The sequence below is a fragment of the Burkholderia humptydooensis genome (assembly GCF_001513745.1).
GTDB classification, from domain to species: Bacteria; Pseudomonadota; Gammaproteobacteria; order Burkholderiales; family Burkholderiaceae; genus Burkholderia; species Burkholderia humptydooensis.
In genome coordinates this window covers 1,592,036-1,603,450 of sequence record NZ_CP013382.1, presented here as the reverse complement: position 1 = coordinate 1,603,450, position 11,415 = coordinate 1,592,036, and the positions used below count along the sequence as shown (strand labels likewise).

At 67.8% G+C, this 11,415-nt stretch carries 11 protein-coding genes and 1 pseudogene; 4 read left to right on the top strand and 8 right to left on the bottom strand.

Features of this window, described 5'->3' with window-relative positions; translation table 11 throughout:
• Window positions 1–35 precede the first annotated feature (35 nt).
• Entirely contained in the window at window positions 36–260 is a 225-nt protein-coding gene (locus tag AQ610_RS26105) for a hypothetical protein (protein WP_009914845.1), read from the bottom strand.
• A gap of 303 nt (window positions 261–563) precedes the next feature.
• Between AQ610_RS26105 and AQ610_RS26100 the strand changes: the two genes are divergently transcribed.
• From AQ610_RS26100 to AQ610_RS26090, 3 genes are all read left to right on the top strand, one after another.
• On the top strand, window positions 564–1,274 hold the full coding sequence (locus AQ610_RS26100; protein WP_043282767.1) for a hypothetical protein: 711 nt from the start codon (window positions 564–566) through the stop codon (window positions 1,272–1,274).
• A 114-nt stretch (window positions 1,275–1,388) separates the two neighbouring features.
• Window positions 1,389–2,258, top strand: a complete 870-nt coding sequence (locus AQ610_RS26095) for an arylamine N-acetyltransferase family protein (RefSeq protein ID WP_006027407.1) — start codon at window positions 1,389–1,391, stop codon at window positions 2,256–2,258.
• Window positions 2,259–2,395: 137 nt separating this feature from the next.
• The gene (locus AQ610_RS26090) at window positions 2,396–2,953 is read left to right on the top strand and encodes a putative glycolipid-binding domain-containing protein (protein WP_015602577.1); all 558 of its coding nucleotides are present in this window, start codon (window positions 2,396–2,398) and stop codon (window positions 2,951–2,953) included.
• 116 nt (window positions 2,954–3,069) lie between these two features.
• Here the strand turns inward: AQ610_RS26090 and AQ610_RS26085 are convergent, their stop codons facing one another.
• Window positions 3,070–4,527, bottom strand: coding sequence for an amidase (locus AQ610_RS26085; RefSeq protein ID WP_009914848.1), 1,458 nt, complete (start codon window positions 4,525–4,527; stop codon window positions 3,070–3,072).
• A 151-nt stretch (window positions 4,528–4,678) separates the two neighbouring features.
• On the opposite strand from AQ610_RS26085, the gene AQ610_RS26080 reads away from it, so the two are divergent.
• The gene (locus AQ610_RS26080) at window positions 4,679–5,596 is read left to right on the top strand and encodes a LysR family transcriptional regulator (RefSeq protein WP_006027404.1); all 918 of its coding nucleotides are present in this window, start codon (window positions 4,679–4,681) and stop codon (window positions 5,594–5,596) included.
• A 61-nt stretch (window positions 5,597–5,657) separates the two neighbouring features.
• Here AQ610_RS26080 and AQ610_RS37005 read toward each other — a convergent pair.
• The 6 genes and pseudogenes from AQ610_RS37005 to AQ610_RS26055 all read right to left on the bottom strand — a co-directional run.
• Window positions 5,658–5,875: pseudogene (locus AQ610_RS37005) on the bottom strand (alpha/beta fold hydrolase); the annotation flags it as partial.
• 11 nt (window positions 5,876–5,886) lie between these two features.
• Window positions 5,887–6,801 carry a metal-dependent hydrolase gene (locus AQ610_RS26075; RefSeq protein ID WP_009914849.1) on the bottom strand — a complete coding sequence of 305 codons (915 nt, stop codon included), beginning with the start codon at window positions 6,799–6,801 and terminating at the stop codon, window positions 5,887–5,889.
• Window positions 6,798–7,736 (bottom strand): SDR family NAD(P)-dependent oxidoreductase, encoded by a 939-nt coding sequence (locus AQ610_RS26070; RefSeq protein WP_006027402.1) that lies wholly within the window; start codon window positions 7,734–7,736, stop codon window positions 6,798–6,800. Before AQ610_RS26070 ends, AQ610_RS26075 begins: the two co-directional genes overlap by 4 nt.
• A gap of 27 nt (window positions 7,737–7,763) precedes the next feature.
• Window positions 7,764–9,356, bottom strand: coding sequence for a flavin-containing monooxygenase (locus tag AQ610_RS26065; protein WP_009914852.1), 1,593 nt, complete (start codon window positions 9,354–9,356; stop codon window positions 7,764–7,766).
• 237 nt (window positions 9,357–9,593) lie between these two features.
• Window positions 9,594–10,250, bottom strand: coding sequence for a lysoplasmalogenase (locus tag AQ610_RS26060; protein ID WP_006027400.1), 657 nt, complete (start codon window positions 10,248–10,250; stop codon window positions 9,594–9,596).
• A gap of 151 nt (window positions 10,251–10,401) precedes the next feature.
• Complete coding sequence (locus tag AQ610_RS26055) at window positions 10,402–11,388, bottom strand: sulfonate ABC transporter substrate-binding protein (protein WP_006027399.1); 987 nt, start codon at window positions 11,386–11,388, stop codon at window positions 10,402–10,404.
• Window positions 11,389–11,415: the final 27 nt, after the last annotated feature.

Below are 11,415 nucleotides of genomic sequence, written 5' to 3'. Positions count from 1 at the left end.
CGATCGCAGTCGCCCGGCTCCGGTTTCCGTTCGGGTCAGCCGGAACGGGATCGGTACGTCGATAGTGCCGAGATGATCGCCTGCCTGGATTCGAAAAACGCCTTTTGCGCCTGCCTGATTTCATCGCCTGTCCGCGCGAAGCCATGCCTTTGCACGAGCGTTGCCGCGTACAGATCGATGACCCACTGAGGCGGATGAGGCGAGATATCGTTGACGAGTTTCGCGGCGATCGCTTCGGCATCTTTTGTTGAGGTATCCATAATAAAATTTTTAGCGTGTCGACGTGGTTAACCTAGGTAATTTGATGCGATTGGTCAATTCGTCGATTGAAGTTTTTGCGATGCCCGATTGAACGAATGACGGAAAACCGTCGTATTGGCTTCGATAAGGTCTTCGAAGGAAAGGGGCGATCGTCGCTTCGGCCGAAGCTTTCCGCCCCATCGTCGCTCTCATGCGCGTATCCGCAACGAAGCCTGTCAATACGTTTCGATATGTATCCGTGATTGCATTCGCCGTGTGCTCGCCTCGACAATTTCGCACGGCAGAATTCACAGGGAGTGTCGATGAAAACGATCAATCGCTTCGCCAGGCGAGCCGCGCTCGTCTGTTGCGCAGGCAGCGTATTGGCGAGCGGCGCCGCATTCGCGCAAGTCGATCTGCAAAGCCTCGGCGCATCGCTGCTCGGCGGCGGCGCGGCGCAGCAGGCGAGCGCATCCGGCGCATCCGGCATGGCACAGGTGCTGCAGTCGTACGTCGGCGCGAACCAGCAGGTGCTCGCGGGGCAGGCGAGCCTCGCATCGGCGATGGGGCTCACGGGCGCGGCCGGGCAGGCGCAGCACGCCGCGGGCCTGTTGACCGGCGGCGGCGCGAGCGCGCTGACGCCCGGCGCGCTGTCGCAGGTCGGCGGCGCGCAACAATCGGTCGCGCAGGCGCTGACGCAGGCGTTCGCGTCGGGCGGCGCGAGCGGCGCCGCATCGGGCGCGGGCGTCGACAAGGCGGCCTTCACGCGGGGCCTCGCGTCGCTCGGCGAAGGCGTCACGCAGTATTCTCAATTGCAGTCGGGGCTCGGGAATCTGGGCGCGTCGAATCCGGCTTCGCTGTTGCAATCGGGGCTTGACCCGAACAATCTGAGGGCCGCGTCGTACATCGCGCAGAACGCGCCGAGCCAGCTCCAGTCGATCGGCGGCACGCTCGGCGCTGCCGTGCAGTACGCGATGAGCCACGGGATTTCGGTGCCGTCCGTCGCATCCTCGGCGCTCAAGCTGCTGCCGTAACGCGCTTGGCCGGTGCGCGCGCCGCCGCGTTCGCCGGCGCGCGCTTTTCCTTGCGTCGAATGAGGTTATCCGCGCAATGCTATGGTGGCGTTCCGTCACCATCAGTTTGCCCCTATGCGCGACGCAGTCGATCTTTCCCGTTATTTCGCCCGCATCGGCTATCGCGGCCCCGCGGAGCCGACGCTCGATGTCCTTCGCCAACTGCAACGGCTGCATCCGCAGTCGATTCCATTCGAGAATCTCAATCCGTTCACCGGCGCGCGCGTCGCGCTCGATCTCGAATCGATCGTCGACAAGCTGGTCGAGCAGCGTCGCGGCGGTTACTGCTTCGAGCAGAACAAGCTCTTTTACGCGGTGCTCGTGCAGCTCGGCTTTCGCGTGACGCCGCTGATCGCACGCGTGCGCTGGCAGCGTCCGCCGGAACAGTCGACGCCGCAGACGCACATGCTGCTGCGGATCGATCTGGATGGCGACACATGGTTTGCCGACGTCGGCTTCGGCTCGACGACGCCGACTGCGCCGCTGCGCTGTGTCCCGAACGTCGCGCAGCCGACGCCGCACGGCACGTTTCGCGTCGTCGACGCACCTGTTGCGGGCGAGCTCGAGATCGAGTGCGAGACGCCGAACGGCTGGCATTCGCTGTATCGTTTTTCGCTGAAGCCCGTCGAGTGGATCGATTACGAGGTCGCGAACTGGTATACGTCGCGGCATCCCGATTCGTTCTTCACGCACGATTTCGTCGTGTGCCGAATTCTGCCGGATGCGCGTGCGCTGCTTTTCAACGATGCGCTGACGCTGCGAACGACGGACGGCGCGGCGCAAACGATCCGGCTGACGGATGCCGGCGCCTGGACGGCCTGCGTGCGCGAGCGTTTCGGCCTCGACTTGAGCGGATTCGACGCCGCGGCGCTTTACGCGCGGGCAGTGGCGCGCGCCGACGAAACGGCCGCCGCCGAGCGGCACGACGGCGGCGCGACGACGTGAAGTGGCATCGGTGCGCGCGTTGTCGAAGGCGGGAGCCGCGCGGCGCGAGATTCACGTGATGACGGCCGCGTGCATGCTCGATCATGCGTGCTTGCACAACGCCCGAAATCGAACGGAGGCGACCGATGAGAAGAACGATGCGACAGGTGCGCTGGGTGTCGCTCGAACACGACGGAATCGAGCATCTCGCGTTCGAGCGACACGCGCGCGGCAGCGTCGCCGAGAGCGTGGTCGTCGGGCGGAACGAGGGGCTCGCGTATGGTCTTGCCTATCGCGTCGTTTGCGACGAGCGCTGGCGGGCGAAGCACATGGTCGTCAAGATGATGGGCGGCGGCACGCTCGAGTTGCGCGGCGATGGCGAGGGCCGCTGGCGCAACGCGGCGGACGAGCCGCTCGCGGCGCTCGACGGATGCATCGACGTCGACATCGCGGCGACGCCATACACGAACACGCTGCCGATCCGCCGCCTGGGGCTTGCGCGCGACGAGCGGCGGCTGATCGACGTCGTCTATCTATCGATCCCCGATCTGACCGTCAGCCGCATGCAGCAGGCGTACCGATGCATCGAGCCGGATCGCGTCCATCGCTACGAAAGCGTGGCGAGCGGCTTCACCGCGCAACTGGAAGTCGATCGCGACGGGCTCGTGATCGATTACGAAGCGCTTTTCCGGCGTTTGTCGGGCGACGGGCGCTGATTGCATCGCGCCGGACGCAGCGACCGTGCCGGCGGCAGCGGGCGCGCATCGCTCGCTGATCTACGGCGTCGACGGGCGCGGCCGACGAACGACGCAGGCGAGCCGGCCGTATCGGCTCAGGCCGTGCGGGAGCCGGCCCACACCGCCGGCCGGCGGTGCCGCCACGGCAGGGTTTGCTCGAGCTGCCCGGCGAGACGCAGCAGCGTCGCTTCCTGCGCGAAGCCGGCGCCGAACTGCACGCCGATCGGCAGGCCAGCCGCCTCGTCGTGGAAGAGCGGCACCGACATGGCCGGCAGCCCCGCCACGTTGAAGGCCGGCGTATACGGCGAGTGGCGGAACAGGCGTTCGGTCCATTGCAGGCCGTCCATCCGTTCCGCGCCGGCGTAATAGCTGCCGAGCGCTTCCGGCGGAGCCGGCATCGTCGGCGACAGCAGCACGTCGACGCGCCGGAACCAGTCGGCCGTGCTGCGCGTCATCGCATTGCGTACCGTCAGCGCGTCTGCGAAGTCCGGCCCGGTGACCTGCTTGCCGTAGCGGTATGCGGCGAGCGTAGCGGGCTCCAGCGTGCTGCCGTCAACCGGCCTGCCGGTCGCGGCGGCGACGCCGTCGATCCAGCCCACGAGCGTGGCGCACCATATCCGCGCGTTGGCGTGCACGAACGCTTCCCATGACACGCCGAGTTCGGGCGTCATCGGTTCGATAGCGTGGCCCAGCTTTTCCAGATGACCGGCCGTATCCGACGCCGCCTGCGTCATCGCCGGCGCGGCGCGCGCGCCGTTGAACGGTTGCAGCATCAGACCGATGCGCAGCCGTCCCGGATCGCGGCCTACCTCGGACAGGAACGCGCGGGCCGGCGCGCTCGTGTGATACGGCTCGCCTGCCGCCGTGCCGTGCATCGCGTCGAGCAGCGCGGCGCTGTCGCGCACCGTGCGGCTCAAGCCGCCTTGCACGCCAAGCCCGGCGAAGACTTCGTCGAGCCCCGGCCCGTTGGAAACCCGGCCGCGCGTCGGTTTCAGCCCGAAGAGGCCGGTGAAGGCCGCCGGCACCCGGATCGATCCGGCCGCGTCGGTCGCGTGGGCGAGCGGCACGATGCCGGCGGCGACGGCGGCTGCCGCTCCGCCGCTGGAGCCGCCCGCGCTGAAGGCGGGGTTCCACGGATTGCGCGTGGCGCCTTGTTGCACCGATTCGGTCGCGGTGCTGAACGCCATCTCCGGCGTGGCGGTGCGGCCGAGCGTCACGAGGCCGGCCGCCCGCAGGCGTTGCATGAGCATCGAATCCGACGGCGACACGAGTCCTGCCGCCAACCGCGAACCGAGCTCCATCCGCTTGCCCGCCATCGGCAGCGCCAGATCCTTGATCAGGAATGGCACGCCCGCGAGCGGACCGCTGCCGGGGGTGGCCGTGGGCCCTGCGGTGTCGGCGGGCCAGTGCTCGACCACCGCATTGACGGCGGGATTGACCGCTTCGATCGCTTCGCCGGCCGTGCGAGCCAGCTCGGCCGCGCCGACGTCGCCGCGCGCGAGCAGCCGGGCCAGTCCGACAGCATCGTAATCGACGTATTCGCTCAGTTTCATGATGGGTTCCTCAGTGTCCATGTCCGGATGTCGCTCGTGAAAGCACGAGGCCATGTTACGGGCGGGAGCCGTAGCCGATTAGCCGGCGAAGATGGGCTTGATTGGCCCATCAATGGGACAATGGCGTCAGTCCATCCACGCGGAGCCCGATATGGCGGCTGACCCGAACGACACCCTGATCTTCGTGCGCGTCGTGCAGACCGGCAGCTTCACCGCGGCGGCGCGGCTGTTGCGCATGCCGAAGACGACGGTGAGCCGGCGCGTGATGACGCTCGAGGCGCAACTGGGCGTGCAGCTTCTTCACCGGACGACTCGCCGCCTCGGGCTGACCGAGGCGGGCGGCCTGTACTACGCGCACTGCCGGAACATGGCCGCGCAACTGGACGAAGCGCACGCCGCGGTGAGCCAGTTGCAGAGCGGCCCGCGCGGCTGGCTGCGGGTGACGCTGCCTCATTCGTTCGGCGCCACGTGGATCGCGCCGCTGCTGGCCGGTTTTCGCCGCGCGTATCCGGACGTGCGGCTGGAAATCCTCGCGTCGCACGTGCCGCTCGATCTGGTCGCGGACGAAATCGACATCGCGCTGCGCCTGGGCGTGCTTCCCGACTCGGATCTGGTCGCGCGGCGGCTGGGCAGCTTCGCAACCGGCGTCTATGCGAGTCCGTCGTACCTGAAGCGACATGGCGCCCCCGAGCATCCCGGCGAGCTCAGGGCGCACCGCGCGCTGACGTTGCATCAGGCGCGCCGCGCGGCCGGCTATGCATGGCCGCTGCGCAAGCCGGGCGGACGTGCGCGGTATTTCGCGCTGGACCCGGTGATCGTCGCGAGCGATCCGGCGTTGATTCACGATGCGCTGTGCGCGGGCGAAGGGCTGTCGCTCGCGATGCATCACAGCATGGCGAGCGACGTCGAGGGCGGCCGGCTGCGGCGGGTATTGCGCGACTGGAGCGGACCGGCGCAAGACTTCAATGCGCTGTTTCCGCGCGGGCGGGTGGCGTTACCGAAGGTTCGGGCGTTCGTCGACTATCTGCGCGATCGGCTGGTGTTGCACGGTGCGCAATCGCTCGAATAGGGGCAAGCGAGAAGGGCGCTGATGCGCGCGTGCGTCGAGCCGGGTCCGTATCGTTGCGAAAACGTCGGGGGCGACCGTGCCGGGCGGCGCACGTCACGTCGGCGAGCAGATCCCGTGCGAGCACGGCGAGATGCTCGCGCACGCGCTCCCACACGCGTGCCGAATCGGGGTCGCCGTGCGCGAGGATCACGGGCGCAGCGTTGCGCGGCCCGCTCAGGTAGACGGCGAGACGCACGTCGCCCGAGCGGACCGTCAGCGTGTGTCGCGGACGGTCGCCATCGCTCGTTCGCTTACGCGTGCTGATGCGCGGGCGACGAATGCAGCGGCACGCGACGTGGCGCGGCCTGGTCGGCGTAGCGCTCGTTCGCGGCGTCGATGTTCGCGAGCAGCGCGTCGAGGCCCTGCAGATACACGCGATTGTCGTGGTCCCACGGATGGAAGCCCGGCCGGAAATAGTCGAGCCATTCGCGCGCGATGCTCGGGAACACGCCGTTCCTCGGGCTATACAGATACTTGACGAGCCGCCACATTCCCTTCAGCTTGCCGTGGCGCATCCGGTGCGCGAACATCAGGCGCACGTGGAAATCGAACACGACGGTCCAGAAGATCAGCGTCGTCGCGAGCATCGTGCCGGTGCGCAGCAGATACGTCTTCACGCCCGGCCTCATCACGGTGTTCCACACGTCGAACGAGACTGCCTTGTGCTCGGTCTCTTCCATCGCATGCCACAGCCACATCTGCCTGTAGCCTTCGACCGAGCCGTCGATCCGGTGCTCGTGGCCCGACAGCAACTGGTTCGCGAGGATCGCCGTGTAATGCTCGAGCGCGATCGTGATCGCGAGCTGCATCGAATTCGGCAGCACCTTCTTGCCCCAGCCGAGCAGCGCCCACAGGCGCTTGTCGAGCTTGTGCGCGGGCAGGCCCGCCGATTGCAGCAGGTCGTTGTACTCGATGTGCTCGCGCGTGTGCATCGCTTCCTGGCCGATGAAGCCCGCGACCTGCTTCTTCAGCTCGGGATCGTGGATCTCGTCGCGGTAGTTGCGCACGGAATCCATGAAGAAGCGCTCGCCCGCCGGGAACAGCAGCGACAGCGCGTTCATGAAGTGCGTGACGGGCGCGCCCTGGACGTGCCAGTCGTACACGCGATCGGGCGGCAGCGCGAAGCGGATGTCGCGCCGCACGGGCATCATATGCGGTGTCGTCATGATTGCTCTCCTCCCTGGTTGCCGGCGTTGTGGTACGTCGCGTGCGCGGGCGTCGCCGGCGCGGGTGCCGCGTGGCCCGCGTGACGGCGCCCGCGGGCGCGCTGCAGCTTCGTCGCGAGCACGACGAGCCACTGGTATGCGGCGGGCAGCGTGCGCGCGAGCCAGTCGGCGCCGCGCGCGTCGCGGCCGATCAGCACGCGGCGCTTGTTCTTGCGCACGCCGTGCAGGATCACGCGCGCCGCTTCGTCGGCCGTCGTGATGAAGAACTTCTCGAAATCCGCCTTGCCCTGCTGCTCGCTCTCGACCATGAAGCCGACCATGTTCTGCGCGAGCCGAGCCGATTGCGCGATGTTCGTGCGGATGCCGCCCGGATGCACGCAGGTCGCCGAGACGCCGCACTTCATCATGTCGAGCTCCTGGCGCAGCGACTCGGTGAAGCCGCGCACCGCGTACTTCGTCGCGTTGTAGCCGCTCATGCCAGGCTGCGCGAAGATCCCGAAGATGCTCGACGTGTTGACGATGTGCCCGTCGCCCGACGCCTTCAGGTACGGCAGGAACGCCTTCGTCCCGTGCACGACGCCCCAGAAGTTGATGTTCACGATCCATTCCAGATCGCTGTATTCCATGCCGTCGATCGTGCTCGACAGCGCGACGCCCGCGTTGTTGAACACGAGGTTCACGCGGCCGTGCGCGGCGGCCGTCTCGTCGGCCCATGCGTGCATCGCGGCGCGATCGCCGACGTCGAGCACGCAGGTCGTCACGCGCACCGACGGCGCGAGCGCGCGGACGATCCGCTCGGTCTCGGCGAGGCCGACGGCGTTCTTGTCCGCGAGCGCGACGTGGCAATGCTGTTGCGCGAGCTGCACCGCGAGCGAGCGGCCCATGCCCGAGCCGGCGCCCGTGATCGCGGCGACTTTGTTGGAAAAGGATTTCATTGTCGTAGGCTCGTGTGGGTTCGGGGCTCAGGCGGTCGTCTCGGCGGCCGTCGTCGCGGCGGCGGCGGCTCCGGGCAGCGCCGGCACCGGCTGCGCGTTCTGGCGCGGGTTCGCGTAGTACGCGTGATAGTCGGCCATCGAGAAGAACGCGGTTTCCTGCCGGAAGCGCCACGTGAAGGTCGGCCACAGCGTCGTGTTCTTGCCGGTGCGCGGATCGAGATACCAACTGCTGCAGCCGCCCGTCGACCAGACCGTGCCCTTCAGCTTGTTCTGGATGCGGTTGTTGTATTCGAGCTCGACGAGCGGGCGCACTTCGATCGCCTCGGCGCGCTCGGTGCGCATCGCCTTCAGCGCGCCGAGCACGTATTCGATCTGCGATTCGATCATGTACACCATCGAGTTGTGGCCGAGGCCCGTGTTCGGGCCCATCAGGGTGAACCAGTTCGGATAGCCGGGCACCGTCGTGCCGAGGTACGCGTGCGCGCCGTCGCGCCAGGCGTCGACGATGTCGACGCCGCCCCGGCCGACGATCGTGCCGCGCGGGAACGGGTTGTTGATCTGAAAGCCCGTGCCGTAGATCAGGCAGTCGACTTCATGGCGCTTGCCGTCCGTCGTGACGACGGCGTCTTCCTCGATCCGCTCGATGCCCGTCGTGATCACGTCGACGTTCTTGCGCGTGAGCGCCGGGTAGTAGTCGTTCGACATCAGGATCCGCTTGCAGCCGATCGTGTAGTCGGGCGTCACCGCGGCGCGCAGCTCGGGCTCGGAGATCTGCCTGTCGATGTGGCGCAGCGCGAGCTTCTGCACGAGCTTCATCGTCGACGGATGCACGGCGAAGCCGAGCACGCGCGATTCGAGCATCCAGTAGAGGCCCGTGCGCAGTAGCTTCTGCGTGAACGGCAGGTTGCGGAACAGCCACTGCTCGACGCCGTTCACGGGGCGGTCCGGCTTCGCCATGATCCACGGCGGCGTGCGCTGGAAGAGCGCGAGATTCGCGACGCGCGGCGCGATCTGCGGGACGAACTGGATCGCGCTCGCGCCCGTGCCGATCACGGCGACGCGCTTGCCTTCGAGCGGATAGTCGTGCTTCCAGTGCTGCGAGTGGAACGCTTCGCCCTTGAACGTCTCGATGCCGGGAATGTTCGGGTACGCGGCGCGCGACAGGCCGCCCATGCCCGACACGAGCACGCGCGCGCACACGCGCTTGCCGTTCGCGAAGGTCAGGCGCCAGCGGTGCGCGGTCTCGTCGTAGGTCGCGTTGACGAGTTCGTGACCGAAGCGCAGGTGCGAGCCGACGTTGAAGCGCTGCACGCAGTCTTCCATGTAAGCGCGGATTTCCGGCTGAGGCGCGAACATGCGCGTCCAGCGCGGATTCGGCGCGAACGAGAACGAATAGACGTGCGACTGGACATCGCACGCGCAACCGGGGTAGTGGTTGTCGCGCCAGGTGCCGCCGACCGAGCTGGCCTTTTCGAACACCGCAAAGTCCTGGTTGCCGGTTTGCCGGAGGCGAATCGCCATGCCGAGCCCGGAAAAGCCGGTGCCGATGATGGCGATATCGAGGGTTTCTTCGTGGTTTGTGCTGTCGAGCGGACCGAAGGACATATTGCGCGCGTTCATCCAGGCGTCTCCATTTTGGCTCATTTTTTACTGTTACATTGATTGATGTAACAATAGTTCGTGAAAACCAAAACCGCAAGCCGGGTAGACATAGCCCTCTAAGCGCGGGATTCAACGGATGTCGAGCCCGCAGGACGGGGCGGCAGGGAGCAAAACGCGGTGGAAGTCGGAATCGGGATGCTGCGTCGCAAAATTCGCTGCCATCCTCAACGGATTGAGGTGGCGGCGTGAATTCGATCATTTCGATTTGCGCCGCAGCACGCCGAACGCAATGGTCAATTGCGCGATCGCATAAAAGAACCAGATGAAATAATCGACACCGGCGAATGCGCCGAGAAAACGATCGATGCCGATCAGCGCGTCGGACGCGACGAACCCGAGCGCGCCGGCCGCGACCTGTGGCCCCGGCGTGCGCGCGCAGAGTGCGAAGCTCGCCATCGCACCGAGCACGGCGACATAGATGGCGACGGGCGCGGCGAGCGCGGCGAGATGGGGAAAGAACGCGGCGTAGAGCGCGGGGGCGGCGATCCACAGCGCGACGAGCGCGACCGCGCGCGGCCCGCGCGGCGCGGCGCGCCACGGCGCGAACAGCGCGCAATAGGCGAGATGGGCGAGCAGGAACGCGCCGAGGCCGGCGACGAACGACGGCGGCCAGGAGGCAAGCGCGAGGAGCACGTCGCCGAACACCGACGCGGCGAGCGCCGCGCCGAGCCACGCGCGCTCGCGCGCGGCCGGATGCCGCAGCGCCGCGACGAACAGCAGGACGCCGAGCGCCGCCTTGGCGGCCGGCTGGCCGGGATAGGGCGCGTGGCCGAGCGACAGTCCGTACAGCAGCGCGGCGAGCGCGGCCGCGAGCCAGAGACCGCGCACGCGCGGGGGCAGATGGGACAACATGGGCGGGCGTCTCCTCGCACGCGGCGCGTGATCGGGCGCGGGCGGCGTCGCGGGCGACGCACGGCATCCGCGCGGCCGGTCATTATCGGCAAGAAGGCGTTATCGGGGACAGACAAATCCCTCTAATCGGGCCGCGGGCGATGCGCCGCGCCTACTTTGCCGCGAGCGCGGCGGCGGCGTTCCGGTCGGCCCAGACGTTGTCGGCGACGCTCAGCTTCTGCGGGATCAGCTTCGCCGCGTGAAACGCGTCGGCGACGCCCTGTTGCGACGCGACGATCTTCTCGTCGAGCGGCGTCGTGCCGTACGGCACGCGCCTGACCCAGGTCTCGACGAGCGCGCGGTCGAGACCGACCTTCGGCGCGATCAGCGCGGCGGTTTCGGCGGGATGCGCGTTGACCCACAGGCCGGTCTCGCGCAACTGCTGCAACACCGCGCCGACGACGTCCGGATGGCGGGTCGCGAAATCGCGCGTCGCTTCATAGAAGTTGTGTGCGGCGGGCAGGCCGGCATAGTCGGCGAGCGTGCGCGCCTTCAGCGCCTGCTGCGCGGCCGCGTAGTACGGGTCCCAGACCGCCCACGCGTCCACGGTGCCGCTCTCGAACGCGGCGCGCGCGTCGGCGGGCGGCAGGTAGATCGGGCGGATTTCGTCGTAGCGCACGCCGGCCTTGCGCAGCGCCTCGAGCAGCAGATAGTTCGCGCTCGAGCCTTTCTGCAGCGCGACTTTCTTGCCCCGCAGATCGGCGACGGTCGTGAGCGGCGAGTCGGCTTTCACGATGATCGCCTCGTTGTGCGGCGACGGCGGCTCCGCGCCGACGTAGACGAAGCGCACGCCGCTCGCCTGCGCGAACACCGCGGGCGGCGCGCCCGTGTAGCCGACGTCGATGCTGTTCGCGTTCAGCGCTTCGAGCAGTTGCGGGCCGGCCGGGAACTCGAACCATTTGACGGTGTAGCCGAGCGGCTTCACGCGCGCCTCGAGCGCGCCCTGCGCCTTGACGACGGCGAGCAGCCCCGCCTTCTGATAGCCGACGCGCAGCACCTTGCCGCCCGCGTCATCCTGCGCGAACGCGGCGGCGGCGATGAGCGACGACGCGAGCGCGGCGGCTACGGTTCGGGGAATCCAGCGGGCACGGCGAATCATCGGCAATCTCCACGACGTTGAGCGAAG